This is a genomic window from Streptomyces sp. NPDC088252, from assembly GCF_044740965.1.
In the GTDB taxonomy this organism is placed as follows: domain Bacteria; phylum Actinomycetota; class Actinomycetes; order Streptomycetales; family Streptomycetaceae; genus Streptomyces.
This window is the reverse complement of sequence record NZ_JBIURS010000006.1, coordinates 1-18,416: the sequence shown is the minus strand read 5'-3', so window position 1 is coordinate 18,416 and position 18,416 is coordinate 1. Positions and strand designations below refer to the sequence as shown.

Below are 18,416 nucleotides of genomic sequence, written 5' to 3'. Positions count from 1 at the left end.
CGTACCCCGGTCAACGTTAACGCCTGCCTGCCGCCGGACTACTTGCCCGATGCGGCGGTCTGCTTGCCACCGGCCCCGGCGCCCGTCCTGCGCTCGACGGCGGCCTTCACCAGGCCCGCGAAGAGCGGGTGCGGGCGGGTCGGGCGGGAGCGGAGCTCCGGGTGCGCCTGGGTGGCGACCAGGTAGGGGTGGATCTCGCGCGGGTACTCGACGTACTCGACGAGCTTGTTGTCCGGGGAGGTGCCGGAGAAGACCAGACCGGCCTTCTTCTCCAGCTCGGCACGGTAGGCGTTGTTGACCTCGTAGCGGTGGCGGTGACGCTCCTCCACGTACGGCTGGTCGTCGTACGCCTCGCGGACCAGCGAGCCCTCGGCGAGCTTCGCCGGGTACAGGCCGAGCCGCATGGTGCCGCCCAGGTCGCCCGCGCCCTCGACGTACGCGAGCTGCTCCTCCATCGTCGAGATGACGGGGTGCGCGGTGGCGGCGTCGAACTCGGTGGAGTTGGCGTCGGGGATCTCGGCGAGGTTGCGCGCCGCCTCGATCACGATGCACTGGAGGCCGAGGCAGAGGCCGAGCAGCGGCACCTTGTTCTCACGGGCGTACTGGATGGCGCCGATCTTGCCGTTGACACCGCGGTCGCCGAAGCCGCCCGGGACGCAGATCGCGTCCACGTCGGAGAGCTGCCTGGCGGCGCCGGCCGGGGTCTTGCAGTCGTCGGAGGCGACCCACTTGACCTTGACCCGGGCCTTGTTCGCGAAGCCGCCGGCCCGGATGGCCTCGGTGACCGAGAGGTAGGCGTCGGGCAGGTCGATGTACTTGCCGACGAGCGCGACGGTGACCTCGTGGTCGGGGTTGTGGACGCGGTCCAGCAGATCGTCCCAGGTGGTCCAGTCGACATCACGGAACGGCAGGTCGAGCTTGCGCACGACATAGGCGTCCAGGCCCTCGGTGTGCAGCACCTTGGGGATGTCGTAGATCGACTTGGCGTCCACGCAGGCCACCACGGCGGCCTCGTCGACGTCGCACATCAGCGAGATCTTGCGCTTGATGGCGGTCGGCACGTCACGGTCGGCGCGGAGCACGATGGCGTCGGGCTGGATGCCGATGTTGCGCAGCGCTGCGACGGAGTGCTGGGTCGGCTTGGTCTTGAGCTCGCCGGACGGGCCGATGTAGGGCAGCAGCGAGATGTGCACGACGAAGACGTTGTCCCGGCCGACCTCGTGGCGGACCTGGCGCACGGTCTCCAGGAACGGCAGCGACTCGATGTCACCGACCGTGCCGCCGACCTCGGTGATGACGACATCGACGTCGTCGGTGGCCATGCGGCGGATGCGGTGCTTGATCTCGTTGGTGATGTGCGGGATGACCTGCACGGTGTCACCGAGGTACTCGCCGCGCCGCTCCTTGGCGATCACCTGGGAGTAGACCTGCCCGGTGGTGACGTTGGCGGAGCCGTCGAGGTCGACGTCGAGGAAGCGCTCGTAGTGGCCGATGTCCAGGTCGGTCTCGGCGCCGTCGTTGGTGACGAACACCTCACCGTGCTGGAACGGGTTCATCGTGCCCGGGTCGACGTTCAGGTACGGGTCGAGCTTCTGCATGGTGACCCGGAGTCCGCGCGCCTTGAGCAGGGCGCCGAGGCTGGAGGCAGTCAGACCCTTGCCGAGGGAAGAGGCGACACCCCCGGTGACGAAGATGTGCTTGGTCGTCGTGGATGTGGGCTGCATAGCCAAAGGGGGCTCCCGTGGTCGCGATCGTGAGGTGCGTACCGGCGTTGCCGTCCGGTCGTTCCGGAGGTGCCGTCGCTGCGGTTCGGGGGCCTCGTCCGCTGTTGCGGACGACCACCGGTCCACGGGCTACCAGGGTATCAGCGACCCGGGGAGGCTGCTTCCGGCCACACCCCGCACACTCACTACACAAGATCATCTCAAGCCCCTCACACCGCACCCGTTCGGCGCAGACCCGTTGATGAGACGGTCGCGCAGACCACCCGGGTGCGTCGTATCCTGCTCGGACACTCGCTCCGGGCGAGGTTCCGAGCACGCAGGTTCCCCCACAACAACCCCTTGCGACGACCTCTTGACCCGCAGTAATGCCCTACGGGGTGACAAGGCCGTTCGACTGGAGATGCACGTGGCCGGGCGCATCGAGGATTACGCACTTATCGGAGACATGCAGACCGCCGCCCTGGTCTGCCGGGACGGCACAGTCGACTGGCTGTGCCTTCCCCGCTTCGATTCGCATGCCGTTTTTGCGGGACTTCTGGGTACTGAGGAGCACGGCTTCTGGCGCCTGGGACCGGCGCGGGAGGAGGGGGCCGAGCCGCCCTCCGCCGACCGCCGCCGCTACCGCGGGGATTCCCTGATCCTGGAATCGGAATGGGACACCCCGCGCGGAACGGTCAGAGTGACCGATTTCATGCCACCGCGTGACGGTGCCCCGCAGGTGATCCGGATCGTGGAGGGAATCAGCGGCCGGGTGCCCATGCGCTCGGAGCTGCGCATGCGATTCAGCTACGGCCGGGTCACCCCGTGGGTGCACAAGGTCGACGGCCGTACGGTCGCCGTCGCCGGCCCGGACTCCGTCTGGCTGGACACTCCCGCCGACACCTTCGGCGAGAACCTGACGACGTACTCCGACTTCACGGTCGCGCCGGGTGACCGGATCGCGTTCACGATCAGCTGGCAGCCCTCGCACCACGAGCCGCCCGGCCTGCCGGACCCGGAGGGTTCGCTGGACGCGACCGCGGACTTCTGGCGTGAATGGGTCGAACAGTGCACGTACCACGGGCCCTACCGCGAGGCCGTGGTCCGCTCCCTGATCACCCTCAAGGCTCTGACGTACGCCCCGACCGGCGGCATCGTCGCCGCGCCGACCACGTCCCTGCCCGAGGACATCGGCGGCTCCCGGAACTGGGACTACCGCTACACCTGGCTGCGTGACGCCGCGATCACCCTCTCGTCCCTGTTGCGCACCGGCTACCGCGAGGAGGCCCGCGCCTGGCGCGAGTGGCTGCTGCGGGCGGTCGCCGGGGACCCGGAGAACCTGCAGATCATGTACGGCATCGCGGGCGAGCGCGAGCTGGGCGAGGCCGAGCTGGACTGGCTGCCCGGTTACGAGAACTCCGGCCCGGTCCGGGTCGGCAACGGCGCCGCGGGCCAGCTCCAGCTGGACGTGTACGGCGAGGTCACCGAGGCACTGCACCTCGCCCACATGACGGGCCTGACCCGCAACGACTACGCCACGGGCCTCCAGCTCAAGCTGATCGAGTACCTGGAGAAGCACTGGGACGAGCCGGACGAGGGCATCTGGGAGGTGCGCGGCCCGCGCCGCCACTTCGTCCACTCCAAGGTGATGGCCTGGGTCGCCGTCGACCGCACCATCAAGCTGATCGAGTCCGGTGACGCGGAGGGACCGGTGGAGCGGCTGCGCGCACTGCGTGACGAGATCCACCACGACGTCTGCGACCGGGGCTACGACAAGGAGCGCAACACCTTCACCCAGTCCTACGGGTCGAAGGAACTGGACGCCTCCCTCCTGCTGATCCCCCAGATGGGATTCCTGCCGCCCGACGACAAGCGCGTGATCGGAACGATCGAGGCGATCCAGCGCGAGCTGTCCACCGAGGACGGCTTCGTGCTGCGCTACCCCACCAAGGGCGAGCACGCCGGCGTCGACGGCCTGGAGGGCGACGAGGGCGCGTTCCTGGCCTGCTCGTTCTGGCTGGCCGACGACCTGGCGATGATCGGCCGGGTCGACGAGGCACGCCAGCTCTTCGAGCGGCTGCTGTCCCTGCGCAACGATCTGGGCCTGCTCGCGGAGGAGTGGGACTCCCGGCTGCAGCGCCAGGTGGGGAACTTCCCCCAGGCGTTCAGCCACGTGCCGCTGATCGACACGGCACTGCGCCTGACGGCGAGCGGGGCGTACGTCGGCTGACCTCGGGAAGGGGGCGGTCATCGCGCGAGCGGTGTCCGCCCCCTTCCGTCCGCCCGGACGCCGATCTGCTCCGGTTCCGGGTTCTCGCAGGAGTGCGGCGAGCCGGGTCGGCGCGGCTGCCCCACGCCCCCCGTTCCGGTCACGACGGGCAGCTCCGAGGGCAGCCCCCATTCGCTCCAGGACCCGTCGTACACGGCCGGCTCGCGGTACCCGGCCAGTTCGGCCCCGAGCGCCAGCACGCAGGCGGTGACGCCCGATCCGCAGCTGAAGAACAGCCGTTGCCGGTCACCGGCGAGGGCGGCGAACACGGCGCGCAGCTCATCCGCCGGGCGCATCCGGCCGTCGCGTTGGAGCTCGCCGAAGGGCAGATTGACCGCCCCCGGCATATGGCCGGCGCGCAGTCCCGGTCGTGGCTCGGCGACCACGCCGGAGTACCGCTCCCCGGAGCGGGCGTCGAAGACCGCCGCCGCAGGGTCGGCCAGGGCCGCCACCACCTCGTCGCTGCCCACGATCCGTCCCGCGCGCGGCCGGGCCGTGAAGTCGCCGCACTCCGCGGCGGGCGCGGGCCGGGCGGTCTCCAGCGGCAGCCCGGCGGCCGTCCAGGCGGGCAGGCCGCCGTCGAGCACCGCGGCCCGGTCGAAGCCCATCGCGCGCAGCATCCACCAGGCGCGCGGGCTGGAGTAGATGCCCGCGCCGTCGTAGACGACGACGGTGTCGGTGTCGTGGACGCCGAGGGAGCGCAGCTCCTCGGTGAACCGGCGGGCATCGGGCATCGTGTGCGGCAGTGGTCCCGAGTGGTCGGACAGCGCCCCGTCGATGTCGAAGGGCCGCGCGTCCGGGATCCGCCGCCCGGAGCCCCGGTGCGCACCCACGGAGGCGTCCAGGACCACCAGTCCGGGCTCGCCCAGCCGCGACGCGAGCCAGTCGACCCCGACCAGGGGGCCGGGAAGGTCCTCCCGGCTTGCGTACGCCGATACGTCGTCGCCCACGTCTGCTCCAGGTCCGGGTAGGAGAGCCACACGGTCCGAACCGCACGGCGGTCACAAGATCGCAGCGGCCCCGACCCGTGTCAACCGTGGTTCCATGTCCTCGGGCAGGTCGAAAGCGGCAGATCAGAGCGGCCGCTCCCGGTCGGCGGACCCGCTCGGCACCTCCCCGACCGCGCCCCCCGCGCCCGGGGCCGGTACCTTCCTGAATCAGGGCGACCGCCCGTTTGAACCGAATGGAAACGCGAGGCCGGAGCCAGTGGAGACGCAAGGCGGAATCACCGTGCAGCGGGCCCTTGAGCTGCCGGGGCTGCGCAGCGGGCTCCCGGAGGTGGTGGCCGGTGCGGACCGGCTGAACCGTACGGTGCGCTGGGTGCACGCGGGCGAGGTCCCGAACATCGCTTCGCTGCTCAAGGGCGGTGAGCTGCTGCTCACCACCGGACTGGGGCTCGGCACCCGTCCCGCCGAGCAGCGCGCCTTCGTCCGCAGGCTCGCCGACCGCGGGATCGCCGCCCTGGTGGTGGAGCTCGGTCCGCGCTTCAGCAGGCTGCCCGCATCGATCGTGGACGCCGCCCGCGCGGCCGGTCTGCCGCTGGTGCAGCTGCACCGTGAGGTGCCGTTCGTGACGGTGACCGAGGAGATACACACCGAGATCGTCAACGGTCACTACGCCCTGCTGCGACAGGCCGAGGATGTGCACCGCAGGTGTACGGAGGCGCTCCTCGGCGGTGGCGGGGTGCCCCAGGTGCTGGGCATCCTGGCGGACTTCGCGGCCAACCCGGTCTTCCTGGAGACGGCGGACGGCCAGCTGCTGTACGCGGCCGGCCCCGGGTCGGGCCCGGTGTCCGCCGATCCGCTCCAGGTGTGGGACGGCATGCGCGGCGGCCGGGCGGCCCGCGAGGCGCCGCCCACGGGTTCGGTGCTGGTGGACGTGCCGGGCGGCGGGCCGGGAACCGGTTCGGTACGGGCCAGGCTGGTGCTGCTGGCCGTGTCCGCACCGCTGGTGCCGGTGCACCGGATGGCGGCGGAACGGGCGGCGGGGATCCTCGCCGTCGTGCTGATGCAGGCCCGTCAGGAGGAGGAGCTCGCGGCGCGCGGCCGGGGCGACTTCCTGTCGGATCTCGCGGAGGGCCGGATCACTCCGGAGGACGCCCCGGCGCAGGCCCGTGTGCTGGGCTTCAAACCGGGCGGGACACCGCTGCTGCCGGTGGTGATGCGGCTGGCCCCCGAACTGTCCGTGTCGGGGAACTGGGCGCTGCTGGCACGGGCCGTGCTGGAGGAGCTCTCGTCGGTGGGCGTGCCGGTGCTGCTCGGCGTGCGGCCCGTGGAGGGCCGGGTTCCGGTGTTGCTGGGGCTGCGGTCCGAGACGGAGCGCACGGCGGTCGCGGACCGGGTCGCGGCGGCGTTGCGGGCCGGTGTGGAACGCGCCGGTCTGGAGCGGGCCGGATCGCATCCGCCGGTCGTGGTGGTGGGCGTGGCCGGTGGCTGGGCCGCGGCCGGTGCCGGACTGCGGCACGCCGCGGAGACGGCGACGGCCGCGCAGGGGCTCAGCGACCGGCCCTGGTACGACGCCCGGCGCCTGGACATCGATCTGCTGCTGTGGCGGCTGCGCGACCATCCGGATCTGGCCGCGTTCGTGGACCGGGCGATCGGTCCGCTGCGCGACCACGACCGCAGCTCGCGCCCTCCACTGCTGCCGACGCTGGAGACGTACCTCGCCCACGCGGGCCGCAAGGCGGAGACGGCACGCGAACTCCATCTGAACCGGCAGACGTTGTACAACCGGCTGGCCCGCATCGGCGAGCTGCTCGGCACCGACCTCGACGACCCGCAGGCGGTCCTGGCCCTCAGTCTGGCGCTCCGGGCCCGCCGCCACACCTCGTAGCCCCCGGGCCCGCCGCCACACCTCGTAGCCCCCGGGCCCGCCGCCACACATCGCAGCCCCGAGCCCGCCGCCGCACGTCGCAGCCCCATGACCCCAGACCTGGCGGGGCACGGCAGGCGGAGCGTTCACCGCGTCCGGGCCGCCGCCAACGGCTGCGTCAACTCGTCGTAGACGGAGAGGACTTGCGCGATCGTGTCGTCCTCCGTCGGCCAGTCGGCGGCCTGCGCGCGCCCCGCGGCCACCAACTGCTCGCACCGCTCCGGATCACCGAGCAGCCTGACGACCGCCCGTCCGAGCGCCTCGCCGTTGCCGCACGGCACGAGCTCCGCCCCGTCCCCGACGAGTTCGGGCACCCCTCCGACCGCGGTGGCGACCAGCGGAACGCCGAGCCGCAGCGCCTCCTGGGCCAGCACCGAGCGCGCCTCCCACCGGCTGGACAGCACTGCCAGATCGGCGACGGCGAGCAGTTCGGCGATGTCGTCGCGGCTGCCGATGAGCCGGACGGGCAGTTCCTCGTCCCTGATCCGGCGCTGCAGGGCGGCCCGTTCCCGCCCCTCCCCCGCGATGACCAGCAGCGGCACGGGGTCGAGCCCGCGCCACATCCGTGCGGCGTCGAGCAGCGTGTCGTACCCGTGGTGCGGCACGAGACTCCCGTACGACATGATCAACGGCCGTTCCGTCACACCGAGTTCGGCCCGCGTCTTGCCCTCGTGGACGACGGCGGGCCGCTGCGGCACGGGGGCCGAGACCGGCGAGAGCCGGGCGTCGCGCGCGCCCCGGCGCCGCGCCCGGTCGACCAGGTCCGATGTCGTGCCGAGCACAACTGCCGCCGCACGGGCGGCCCTTCGTTCCATCAGATGCAGCAGTCGGCTGCGAGCGCCCTCGGCGTGGGCGCGGGCGTGCCAGGTGACGACCAGCGGGACGCGTCGGCCGCCGAGCGCGAGAGCGGCCCGTACGGCGGCGTGCAGACCGTGCGCGTGGACCACGTCCGCGGTCAGGCATGCGGTACGCAGCGCGGCGACGGCGGTGGGGTCACTGCGTCGCGGTACGGGGGCGAAGTCGACTCCCTTGCCGGAGAAGTCGTAGGCATGGTCCAGTTCGGCCGGGGCGCAGACGGTGACGTGCACGCCTCTCGCCACCAGCCCCGCGGCGAGCGAGCTGACGTGGGCACTGCTGCCCGCGCTGCCGCCGCCCAGGACTTGGACCGTACGCAGCTGTGACACGTTGAATGGCTCCCGGGGCTCCCGAGTCGGCGGTGATGGCACGCCAAGGATGCCAGTCCGTACGCACGTTCCGGCACAATCGGGCCACTGTCCCGCTGCATACAACAGCAACCGACCGCGACCTACCACTCGTACAGGTGAGAAGCTGACGCGATGTTGACGCGCCTGTGTCCCGGCCTCCTCCGTCAGCGGTCCCACAGCTCCCGGACGAGCCGGCTGACCCGGTCCCCGTGGACCGTCGCCACGACGAGCCCCACGGCGTGAGCGACGAGACCGGCCCGGCCGCGGCCCGCGACGACGGCGACGCCGAGCGCGGCGCCCAGGGCGTGGGCCCCGGTGTCCCCGATCATGGTGCGCTCCCCCAGGTCGTCGGTGACGAGGGCCGCCGCGGCGCCCATCGGCGCGGCGGCGAGCGCGGTCGTCGGCAGGCCCGGGGCCCCGAGGGCGAGCACGGTGGCGGCAGCGGCGGCGGGCCGTACGTCCGTCAGATTGACGAGGTGCGCGGTTGCGGCGATCACGACCCCGGCGAGGATCCGATCGACGGGACGTTCCTCGATCAGCGTCCCGGCCACGAGCCCAGCGGTCCCGATGCCGAGAAGTTTCACCGCTCCGCTGGTCACCTCGCCGCCCCGCAGCGCGCCCAGGTGGGCCCGGAACCCGCGGCGCGGATCGCCTCCACCGACGAGGTCGTCGTAGGCACCGCAGCCGCCGGCCGCGAGCACGGCGAGCGCTGCGGCGTACTTGGTGCGAGCAGGCAGCGGAAGGACGGCGATTGCGGCCACGGTTCCGAGGGCGACGGCCGGGCCCGCGTACAGATCGACGGTGCGGCCCGCGTAGTTGGTGCGCTGCCAGCGCCTGCGCGGCCGGGCCCGCAGCACCCGGTACACACCCCCCGCGACGACGGCGGCGACCGCACCTGACACCACGGCCCTGCTGCGCGCTGTTCCCATACGAGCAGGCTACGCAGCGGTCCGCCGGGGCCGTCCGGCGGCCGTCCGGTGAGCGAACCGCCGGACGGCCCCCGGAGGGCGGGGTCGCCCGGCGGCGGGCCGTGAACGCGCGCCCGACGGCCCCGAAGCCCCGGCTACCCGTCCGCCCGCGCCGCCGCGAGCAGCTCCTCCGCATGAGCCCGCGCCGTCTGCGAGTCCTCCTGCCCGGCGAGCATCCGGGACAGCTCCCGCACCCGGTCCTCGCCCTCCAGGACCGTGACCCCGCTGCTGGTCACCGCCCCGTCGACGGTCTTCTCGACCAGCAGTTGCCGGTCGGCGAAGGCCGCCACCTGCGGCAGGTGCGTGACGACGACGACCTGGGCGGACCTGGCGAGCTTCGCGAGCCGCCGCCCGACCTCCACGGCGGCCTTGCCGCCGACGCCCGCGTCCACCTCGTCGAAGAGGTACGTGGGGACGGGGTCGGAGCCGGCGAAGACCACCTCGACGGCGAGCATCACCCGGGACAGCTCGCCGCCCGACGCGCCCTTGGCGATCGGCCGCGGCTGGGCTCCCGGGTGCGGGGCCAGCAGGAGCTCGACCTCGTCGGCGCCGGAGGGACCGTAGACCACGCTCCGCCCACCGATTTCGATGCCGGAGGTCTCGTCGGCCGCCTCGGTCTGCCGGATGTCGAAGGAGACCCGGGCGTGCGGCATCGCGAGGGACGCCAGTTCCGCCGTGACGGCCTCGGCGAAGCGCTCCGCCGCCCCGGTACGCGCATCGGTCAACGCCTGTCCGAGGCCCGAGAGTTCGGCCCGCAGCGCGTCGCGCTCCGCCGTCAGTTCGCCGATGCGGTCGTCGTCGCCCTCCAGCTCGGTGAGCCGGGCGGCCCCCTCCTGGGCCCAGGCGAGCACGGCGGTGATGTCCTCGCCGTACTTGCGGGTGAGCCCCGTGAGCGCCGCGCGCCGCTCCTCCACCGCGGCGAGCCGCAGCGGATCGGCGTCCAGCTGGTCGGCGTACCCGGCCAGTTCACCCGCCACGTCGGCGAGCAGGATCGAGATCTCGCCGATCCGGTCGGCGAGCGCGGCCAGCGCCGGATCGTGGGCCCGCACGGCGTCCAGGGACCGTCCGGCCGCCGCGACCACGGTCGTCGCGTCGACGCCCTCCGGGTCCTCCGGGTTGCCCGCGAGCGCGGTGTGCGCAAGGGCCGCCGCGGAGGCGAGGGCTTCGGCGTGACCGAGCCGTTCGGCCTCGGCGGCCAGGTCGTCGTCCTCGCCCGCCAACGGTTCGACCCCGGCGATCTCGCCCAGCCCGAAACGCAGCAGATCCGCTTCCTGGGCACGTTCGCGGGCGCGCGTCGTCAGCTCGTCGAGCTCCGTGACGACGGCCCGCAGCCGCTGGTACGCCGCCGCGTACTTGGCGTGCGGCACGGCGACGCCGTCGCCCGCGTACCGGTCCAGGGCCTGTCGCTGCCGGGCGGGCTTGAGCAGCCCCTGCTGGTCGGTCTGGCCATGCACGGCGACGAGCTCGTCGGCCAGTTCCGCGAGCACCCCCACCGGCACCGATCTCCCGCCGAGATGCGCCCGGGAGCGCCCCTCCGCGGAGACGGTACGGCTGATCAACAGCGCACCGTCGTCGAATTCGGCCCCGGCCTCCTCCGCCCGCAGGGCCACGGCCTCGCCCTCGGACACCGTGATCCGTCCCTCGACGACGGCGGCCTTGGCCCCGATCCGTACGAGGGCGGGGTCGGCACGCCCGCCGAGCAGCAGCCCCAGGCTGGTGACGACCATGGTCTTGCCCGCGCCGGTCTCACCCGTCACCGCGGTGAAACCGGGTGACAGCTCGACCACCGCGTCGTCGATGACTCCGAGCGACCGTATCCGCATCTCCTCCAACACGGACATGACCTTACGAGGTCCGAGCCCCGATGTGCGACGGACCCCGCCACCCGGGGTTCACTCCCCCGTGTGCTCCTGGAGCATTCGCACCGCCTCCGGAGGCATGTCCGCCGGTCAGTGCGGCGCGCCCCGCCACCCCGAGACGGGCAGCGCGAACTTCGCCACCAGCCGGTCCGTGAACGAGGCGTGGTGCAGCCGAGCCAGCCGTACGGGCACCGCACCGCGGCGCACCTCGACCCGCGCCCCAGAGGGCAGCTCCACGGTCCTGCGCCCGTCGCACCACAGCACCCCGTGCGGGGTGTGCTGCTGGACCTCGACGGCCAGCACCGAGTCCGGCGAGGTCACCAGCGGCTTGGCGAACAGCGCGTGGGCGCTGATCGGCACCATCAGCAGCGCCTCGACCTCGGGCCAGACGACGGGACCGCCCGCCGAGAAGGCGTAGGCGGTCGATCCGGTCGGGGTCGCGCAGACGATCCCGTCGCAGCCGAACCCGGTCACCGGCCGGCCGTCGATCTCCAGGACGACCTCCAGCATCCGCTCGGGCGACACCTTCTGCACGGCCGCTTCGTTGAGCGCCCAGTCGGTGTGGACGACGTCGCCGTTGCTGTGCACGACGACATCGAGCGTCATGCGTTCCTCGACCTGGTACGCCCGGGTGACGACCCGGTCGACCACCTTGTCCAGGTCGTCCCGCTCGGCCTCGGCGAGGAAGCCGACCCGGCCGAGGTTGACGCCGAGCATCGGCACCCCGGAGGCGCGGGAGAACTCGGCGCCGCGCAGCAGCGTCCCGTCCCCGCCGAGCACGATCAGCAGCTCACAGCCGTCCACGGCCCCGGGTGTGGTGTCCGTGACCGTCTCGACGGACGCCGGCAGCGGCAGATCGGCCGCCTCGGTGGCCAGCACCCGCACCCCGAGGCCACTGCGCAGCAGTCCCTGTACGACAAGTTCGGCGCTGCGGATCGCGGCCGGACGGCCGGTGTGCGCCAGAAGAAAGACAGTTCGTGCCGCATTCGTCGTCAACGAGGCCCCTCCGCCACTGCACGGTCGACATCCGCCGGGTCCAGCTCGGGCGCTCCGGCCCGCAGCCAGAGAAAGTACTCGACATTTCCTGCGGGCCCCGGCAGCGGGCTCGCCGTCACCCCCCGCACTCCGAGGCCCAGCGCCCAGGCCCGGCGCGCCACCTCCCGTACCGCTTCGGCCCGCAGTTCGGGGCTGCGCACCACGCCGCCGCTGCCGAGCCGCTCCTTGCCGACCTCGAACTGCGGCTTGACCATGAGGACCAGATCGGCGTCGGGGGCCGCGCAGCGCGCCAGGGCGGGCAGGACCAGCCCCAGCGGGATGAACGACAGATCACCGACCACCAGATCCACCGGCCGGCCGTCGATCGTCTCCAGGGTCAGCTCACGCACGTTGGTACGGTCCTTGACGGTGACGCGCTCATCCGACTGCAGCGACCAGGCGAGCTGTCCGTAGCCGACGTCGACGGCGACGACATGACCGGCGCCGGCCCGCAGCAGCACGTCGGTGAAGCCGCCGGTCGACGCCCCGGCGTCCAGCGCCCGCCGCCCCTCGATCTTCAGCCCGAGGGGTACGAAGGCGGCGAGGGCTCCGGCGAGCTTGTGTCCACCGCGGGAGACGTACTCGGGGTCGCTGTCGTCCTTGGTCACGACGATGGCGGCGCGGGTCTCGACCTGGGTGGCGGCCTTGGTCGCGGTGTTGCCACCGACGGTCACCCGTCCCGCGGCGATCAGCTGGCTCGCGTGCTCGCGCGAGCGGGCGAGCTCACGGCGTACCAGCTCGGCGTCGAGGCGGTGACGTGTCACTCCTGCCACGTTCGGTTCAGCTCCTGTGGTTGTACGAGGGCATCGGTGCGGGTGCGGGTCCTGCGTCCAGCGCGGTCAGCGCGTCGCGCAGCCCACGATGTACATCCTCGTACACCTCGATGTGCCCGTCCGCCGTGAGGTGGTCCGCGTCGGCCAGACGCTCCAGCCGCGCGTCGATCTCGGCGTCGCCGGTCGAGGTGCGTGCGATACCGAGGGGAGCGGGCGCGGCGGGCTCGGACGCGGTTGCGGCGGCCGGGGCCGCGTCCTCGTCGGGCGAGCCCTGCGCCGCTTCCCCGGACGTGGCTCCGGGCACTGTTCCGTATGCCGCCCCGGGCCCCGGCATCGAGTCGCTCATGCGGGAAACGCTACCGCGTAGCGCTGCGGTACCGTCGGTCACGATGGCGACCATGGCGGAGTGCCGCAGCGCACTCGACAGACTCTCCGGCAACCTCGCGGTGGCCGACGGCGACGTGCGCAGCGCGGCAGCCCTCGACCGCTCGCTGAGCTGCCACATCAAGGACCTCGACATCACCTTCACCGGGCGGCTGGCCCATGGCCGGATCCAGGTCCTGGACACGGCCGACGGTCCGCCCCGGGAGAAGGCCGAGATCCGGCTCGCGATGACCGGTGACGACCTGGTGGCCATGGTGGACGGTGAGCTGAACTTCGCCAAGGCATGGGGCACGGGCCGGGTCCGGCTGGAGGCAGGATTCCGCGACCTTCTGAGACTCAGGACGCTGCTGTAGCCACCGCGTGGGCCCCTTGCCCGGGCCGTGGCGCGACCGGGACGGCAGCTCGTTGGGTCCCTTTCGACCCGTCAGCCCCCCGTCGAGGCCCCGGCCGGCGCCTTGCCCCGTGTGCCCGCCCCGCCGCTCCGCGGTTTGCGTGCGGCCGGGACCACCAGCGGCGTGCCGGTCTCCGGGTCGTCGATGACCTGGCAGCGCAGCCCGAAGACCCGCTCCACCAGTTCCGCGGTGACGACGTCGCCCGGCGCACCCTCGGCGATCACCTCGCCCTCCCGCATCGCGACGAGATGTGTGGCGTACCGCGCGGCGTGGTTCAGATCGTGCAGGACGGCCACCAGGGTGCGCCCCTGCGCCTCGTGCAGTTCCGCGCAGAGGTCGAGGACGTCGATCTGGTGCTGGATGTCGAGGTACGTCGTCGGCTCGTCGAGCAGCAGGAGCGGCGTCTGCTGGGCGAGCGCCATGGCGATCCAGACACGCTGCCGCTGCCCGCCGGACAATTCATCGACATAGCGATCGGCGAGCGTGCCGACCCCGGTCGCCGCCATCGATTCCTCGACAATGCGTTCGTCGTCCGGCGACCACTGCCGCAGCAGCCCCTGATGCGGGTACCGGCCGCGCCCGACGAGGTCGACGACGGTGATGCCGTCCGGCGCGACGGAGGACTGCGGCAGCAGTCCCAACGTCCTGGCGACCTTCTTCGCGGGCATCGCGTGGATCGCCTGCCCGTCCAGGAGCACCCGTCCGCTGTTCGGCTTCAGCATCCGCGAGAGCGCGCGCAACAGGGTCGACTTGCCACAGGCGTTGGGACCGACGATCACCGTGAACGAGTTGTCGGGGATCTCGACGGAGAGATTCTCCGCGATGACCCGCTGGTCGTAGCCGAGGGTCACCGAGTCCGCGGTGAGGCGCTGCATGGTCGTACTCCCGGGGTCGGGGGTGATCGGGCGCGAGGGCCGTCCTTCACCACAGGCGGCGGGTGGGCCCGAGCCCGGCACCACCCGCCGGGCGGGTCGGCCATCCGGACGGTGGCACACCGAGCAGAACAAAGTTAGGTTAGCCTACCCTCTTTTGTCTTCGACGCACCGGGAACCGTTCCTACAGCCCCAGCCTGGCAACCGCCTTCGCCGCGTCGAGCCCGCACGAGCCGTCCCCGGCGTACGACCACGCCGCCCCGCAGAGCGCCCGCAGCCCGTCGAGCGCCTCCCCGTCCCCCTCGATCACCAGGTCGTCACCACGCACCGACGCCGTCCAGCCACCACAGCCGAACCCTTCGCCCGTCCGCGTCACCTCCGGCTGCCCGGTCAGCAACCCCCGCAGGTCCGCGTCCACGAACGTCGGCCGGTGCTTCGGCCCGGCGGCCAGCAACCGCGCCGCGTCCGTCACCCCGGTGAGCACCAGCAGGGAGTCCACACCGCCGTTGAAGGCACCCTCGATGTCCGTGTCCAGCCGGTCCCCGACCACCAGCGGGCGCTCGGCCCCGGTCCGCAACACCGTCTCCCGGTGCATCGGCGGCAACGGCTTCCCGGCAACCTGCGGCTCGGCCCCGGTCGCGATCCGTACGACCTCCACCGCCGCACCGTTCCCCGGCGCGATCCCCCGGGCACTCGGAATCGTCAGATCCGTGTTGGACGCGAACCACGGCACCCCCCGCGCGATCGCGTAGGCCGCCTCGGCAAACCGCCCCCACGCCATGTCGGGCCCGCCGTACCCCTGCGCCACCGCGGCCGGCTCGTCGTCCGCCGATTCCACCGGCACCAGCCCGCGCTCGCGCAGTGCGACGCGCAGCCCCTCGCCACCCACCACCAGAACCCGCGCACCGGCGGGCAGCTGATCCGCCATCAGCCGCGCCACCGCCTGCGCCGAGGTGATCACATCGCCGGGCCCGGCCGGCACCCCGAGGTCGGTCAGGTGCTCGGCCACCGCGGCCGGGGTCCGCAGGGCGTTGTTGGTCACGTACGCCAGATGCATCCCGCCCTCCCGCGCCGCTCCCAGCGAGTCGACGGCGTGGGCGATCGCGTGACCGCCCGCGTACACCACCCCGTCGAGATCGAGCAGCGCGGTGTCGTACGCCTCGTTCAACGCGGTGCCGCTGCCGCTCGGCCTGGTCCTGCTCGCCTGACTCATTCTTTGCGCTCCTCGTTCCATGCTTCTGTCCCGATCATCGCGCATCCCCGCCGCACACATACGATGCAGAAATGAACACATCAGGTCCGGCCGGCCAGGGACTGCGTCTGACCCCGTTCCGTGGACTGCGCTACGTCCCCGAGCGGGTCGGCAGTCTCGCCGCGGTGACCTCACCGCCGTACGACGTCGTCGTACGCCCCGACGGACTGCACCACCTGGAGTCGGCGGACCCGCACAACATCGTCCGGCTGATCCTGCCGCAGGCCGACACCGCCGCGGCCCGTCACAAGCAGGCCGCCGAGACCCTGGACCGCTGGCTGGCCGAGGGCGTCCTCGCTCCCGATGCCGAGCCCGCGCTGTACGTCTACGAGCAGCGCGACGCCGAGATCCTGCAACGCGGCATCGTCGGAGCACTGGCACTGTCCGCGCCCGCCGAGGGCATCGTCCTGCCGCACGAGGACGTGATGGCCCACGTCGTCGAGGACCGGGCCGCCCTGATGCGCACCACGGCCGCCCATCTCGAACCGCTGCTGCTCACCTACCGCAGCGACGAGGACGTCTCGGGCGCGACCGCCGTCATCGAGCGGACCATCGAGCGTCCACCGCTGCTCGCCACCACCACCGAGGACGGTTACAGCCACCGGCTGTGGGCCGTCACCGATCCGGCCGAACGAGCCGAGATCGAGGCCGATCTGGCCCACCACCAGGCCCTGATCGCCGACGGCCACCACCGCTGGGCCACCTATCTCCGGCTGCAACAGGAGCACACCGATCCCGGCCCCTGGGACTTCGGCCTGGTCCTCCTCGTCGACACGGCCCGCTACCCGCTCCGGGTCCGCGCCATCCACCGACTGCTCCACCGCCTGCCCGTCGCCGACGCGCTCGCCGCGCTGAACGGCCTCTTCCACGTCCGCGACATCGAGGGCCCGCTGCCCCTGGCCCTGGAGGCACTCGCCGAGGCGGCCGTCGAAGGCAACGCGTTCCTGCTCGCCGGCGACGGCCGCTTCCACCTCGTCGACCGCCCCGACGCCGCCCTGCTGGCACGTACGATTCCGGCCGATCACCCGACCGCCTGGCAGACCCTCGACGCGACGGTCCTGCACGCGGCTCTGCTCGACCACGTCTGGCAGATCCCCGACGCCCCCGAACAGATCGCATACATCCACGACACCGCGGCCGCCGTCGAACAGGCCGAACGCCACAACGCCACGGCGGTCCTGATGCATCCGGTACGCGAGGAGGTCGTCCGGGACCTCGCCCGACAGGGCGTCACCATGCCTCGCAAGTCGACCTCCTTCGGCCCCAAGCCCGCCTCCGGCCTGGTCCTGCGAAGCCTCGCTCTCGGCTGACCCCCCGGAAACGGCAAAAGGGCGGCACCCCGCAGGGTGCCGCCCACTCTCATCCCTTACGCCTCGGACGTACCGTCCTGGCCCCGACCCTTCTCCTGGTCGTCGTCCGCAGCGGCGGCCGAGGGGGCGACGTCGTTCTCGCCCTCGCCGTCCTCATCCAGGGCATCGACGAACTCGACACCTTCCAGCTCGGCGAGCCGGTCCGACGCATTGGTGGCGCCGTCCTTGTCGGCCTCCAGCGCCTTCCCGAACCACTCACGCGCCTCGTCCTCGCGCCCGGCCGCCAACAGCGCGTCCGCGTACGCGTAGCGCAGTCGCGGCGTCCACGGGTGCACGGCGCTCGAAGCCAGTTCGGGGCTCTGCAGCGTGACGATGGCCGCATCGATCTGCCCCATGTCACGACGGGCCCCGGCAGCCACCAGACGCATCTCGACCTGACCGGCCTTGTCCAGCTTCTGCACCTCGGGCTCGCCGGCCATGGCCATCGCCCGCTCGGGGCGCCCGAGCCCACGCTCGCAGTCGGCCATGACGGGCCACAGCTCCACGGAACCGGTCATCCGCTTGGCAGCGCGGAACTCCGCCAGCGCCTCCGAGTACTTCTGCGTCGCGTACGCGGCGAACCCGGCCGCCTCACGCACGGCCGCGACCCGTGAGGCCAGCCGCAGTGCGATCCGCGAGTACGCGTACGCCTGCTCGGGGTCCTCGTCGATCAGGCGGGCCACCATGACGAGGTTCCTGGCGACATCCTCGGCCAGGGTCTTCGGCAGGCTCATCAGCTCCTGCCGCACATCCTTGTCGATCTCGTCGCCGGTGACGTCCTCCGGAATCGGAAGCCGCTTGATGGGCTCGCGGTCCCGGTCGTCCCGCCGCTCGTACCCACCGCGGTCGTCACGGCCGCGGTAGCCGCCCCGGCCACCACCACGATCGTCCCGCTGGCCGCGGTAGCCCCCGCCACGGCTGTCGTCGCGCCGGTACCCGCCGCCGCGGCTGTCGTCGTCGCGACGCGGCCCACGCGGCCGGTCGTCCCGCCGCTCGAACCCACCGCCGGACCGCCCACCACGGTCGTCATCACGACGCGGCCCACGGAAACCACCACGGTCGTCATCACGACGCGGCCCACGATCACGGTCCCGGTCGTCCCGACGGAAACCGCCACCGGAACCACCACGGCTGTCATCCCGACGGAACCCACCCGAACGCTCATCACGCCGATCGTCCCGACGGAAGCCACTACCGGAACCACCACGGCTGTCGTCGTCGCGACGCGGCCCACGCGGTCGGTCGTCCCGCCGCTCGAACCCACCGCCGGACCGCCCACCACGGTCGTCATCACGACGCGGCCCACGGAAACCACCACGGTCGTCATCACGTCGCGGCCCACGGAAACCACCGCGGTCGTCGTCACGACGCGGCCCACGATCACGGTCGCGGTCGTCCCGACGGAAACCGCCACCGGAACCACCACGGCTGTCATCCCGACGGAACCCACCCGAACGCTCATCACGCCGATCGTCCCGACGGAA

16 protein-coding genes are annotated in these 18,416 nt (G+C 72.4%); 4 read left to right on the top strand and 12 right to left on the bottom strand.

The genetic code is table 11. From position 1 onward, the window contains the following. Positions 1-38 precede the first annotated feature (38 nt). Positions 39-1,724, bottom strand: a complete 1,686-nt coding sequence (locus ACIOHC_RS14075; RefSeq protein WP_351085804.1) for a CTP synthase — start codon at positions 1,722-1,724, stop codon at positions 39-41. 406 nt (positions 1,725-2,130) lie between these two features. Here ACIOHC_RS14075 and ACIOHC_RS14070 point away from each other — a divergent pair, with 406 nt between their 5' ends. Further along, on the top strand, positions 2,131-3,933 hold the full coding sequence (locus tag ACIOHC_RS14070) for a glycoside hydrolase family 15 protein (RefSeq protein WP_351085802.1): 1,803 nt from the start codon (positions 2,131-2,133) through the stop codon (positions 3,931-3,933). Between the two features lie 17 nt (positions 3,934-3,950). On the opposite strand, the gene ACIOHC_RS14065 is transcribed toward ACIOHC_RS14070, so the two are convergent. Further along, positions 3,951-4,922, bottom strand: a complete 972-nt coding sequence (locus ACIOHC_RS14065) for a sulfurtransferase (protein WP_401842860.1) — start codon at positions 4,920-4,922, stop codon at positions 3,951-3,953. 256 nt (positions 4,923-5,178) lie between these two features. On the opposite strand from ACIOHC_RS14065, the gene ACIOHC_RS14060 reads away from it, so the two are divergent. After that, positions 5,179-6,804 (top strand): PucR family transcriptional regulator, encoded by a 1,626-nt coding sequence (locus tag ACIOHC_RS14060; RefSeq protein WP_351085800.1) that lies wholly within the window; start codon positions 5,179-5,181, stop codon positions 6,802-6,804. A 125-nt stretch (positions 6,805-6,929) separates the two neighbouring features. Here the strand turns inward: ACIOHC_RS14060 and ACIOHC_RS14055 are convergent, their stop codons facing one another. The 6 genes from ACIOHC_RS14055 to ACIOHC_RS14030 all read right to left on the bottom strand — a co-directional run bounded on the left by ACIOHC_RS14055 (position 6,930) and on the right by ACIOHC_RS14030 (position 13,017). Next, entirely contained in the window at positions 6,930-8,027 is a 1,098-nt protein-coding gene (locus ACIOHC_RS14055) for a glycosyltransferase family 4 protein (RefSeq protein ID WP_365694495.1), read from the bottom strand. A gap of 185 nt (positions 8,028-8,212) precedes the next feature. After that, a complete protein-coding gene (locus tag ACIOHC_RS14050) occupies positions 8,213-8,977 on the bottom strand; it encodes a hypothetical protein (protein WP_351085796.1) in 765 nt (254 codons plus the stop codon). 134 nt (positions 8,978-9,111) lie between these two features. Then, entirely contained in the window at positions 9,112-10,857 is a 1,746-nt protein-coding gene (gene recN / locus ACIOHC_RS14045) for a DNA repair protein RecN (RefSeq protein WP_351085794.1), read from the bottom strand. Positions 10,858-10,965: 108 nt separating this feature from the next. Then, a complete protein-coding gene (locus ACIOHC_RS14040; protein ID WP_351085792.1) occupies positions 10,966-11,871 on the bottom strand; it encodes an NAD kinase in 906 nt (301 codons plus the stop codon). After that, positions 11,868-12,683 (bottom strand): TlyA family RNA methyltransferase, encoded by an 816-nt coding sequence (locus tag ACIOHC_RS14035; protein WP_351085790.1) that lies wholly within the window; start codon positions 12,681-12,683, stop codon positions 11,868-11,870. The genes ACIOHC_RS14040 and ACIOHC_RS14035 overlap by 4 nt, the downstream gene beginning before the upstream one ends. A gap of 7 nt (positions 12,684-12,690) precedes the next feature. Beyond that, entirely contained in the window at positions 12,691-13,017 is a 327-nt protein-coding gene (locus ACIOHC_RS14030; RefSeq protein ID WP_389637215.1) for a hypothetical protein, read from the bottom strand. Between the two features lie 55 nt (positions 13,018-13,072). On the opposite strand from ACIOHC_RS14030, the gene ACIOHC_RS14025 reads away from it, so the two are divergent. Further along, positions 13,073-13,420: an SCP2 sterol-binding domain-containing protein gene (locus ACIOHC_RS14025; RefSeq protein ID WP_351085786.1), complete on the top strand. Its 348-nt coding sequence runs from the start codon at positions 13,073-13,075 to the stop codon at positions 13,418-13,420. 71 nt (positions 13,421-13,491) lie between these two features. Here the strand turns inward: ACIOHC_RS14025 and ACIOHC_RS14020 are convergent, their stop codons facing one another. Continuing rightward, positions 13,492-14,334 carry an ABC transporter ATP-binding protein gene (locus tag ACIOHC_RS14020; RefSeq protein WP_401842857.1) on the bottom strand — a complete coding sequence of 281 codons (843 nt, stop codon included), beginning with the start codon at positions 14,332-14,334 and terminating at the stop codon, positions 13,492-13,494. 181 nt (positions 14,335-14,515) lie between these two features. Further along, positions 14,516-15,544: an HAD hydrolase-like protein gene (locus ACIOHC_RS14015; protein ID WP_351085782.1), complete on the bottom strand. Its 1,029-nt coding sequence runs from the start codon at positions 15,542-15,544 to the stop codon at positions 14,516-14,518. A 71-nt stretch (positions 15,545-15,615) separates the two neighbouring features. Between ACIOHC_RS14015 and ACIOHC_RS14010 the strand changes: the two genes are divergently transcribed. Beyond that, complete coding sequence (locus ACIOHC_RS14010) at positions 15,616-16,893, top strand: DUF1015 domain-containing protein (protein ID WP_351085780.1); 1,278 nt, start codon at positions 15,616-15,618, stop codon at positions 16,891-16,893. Between the two features lie 56 nt (positions 16,894-16,949). On the opposite strand, the gene ACIOHC_RS14005 is transcribed toward ACIOHC_RS14010, so the two are convergent. Together ACIOHC_RS14005 and ACIOHC_RS14000 are read right to left on the bottom strand one after the other, a co-directional pair. Continuing rightward, complete coding sequence (locus ACIOHC_RS14005) at positions 16,950-17,666, bottom strand: tetratricopeptide repeat protein (RefSeq protein ID WP_351085778.1); 717 nt, start codon at positions 17,664-17,666, stop codon at positions 16,950-16,952. Further along, positions 17,666-18,355 carry a hypothetical protein gene (locus ACIOHC_RS14000; RefSeq protein WP_401842854.1) on the bottom strand — a complete coding sequence of 230 codons (690 nt, stop codon included), beginning with the start codon at positions 18,353-18,355 and terminating at the stop codon, positions 17,666-17,668. The genes ACIOHC_RS14005 and ACIOHC_RS14000 overlap by 1 nt, the downstream gene beginning before the upstream one ends. Positions 18,356-18,416 lie beyond the last annotated feature (61 nt).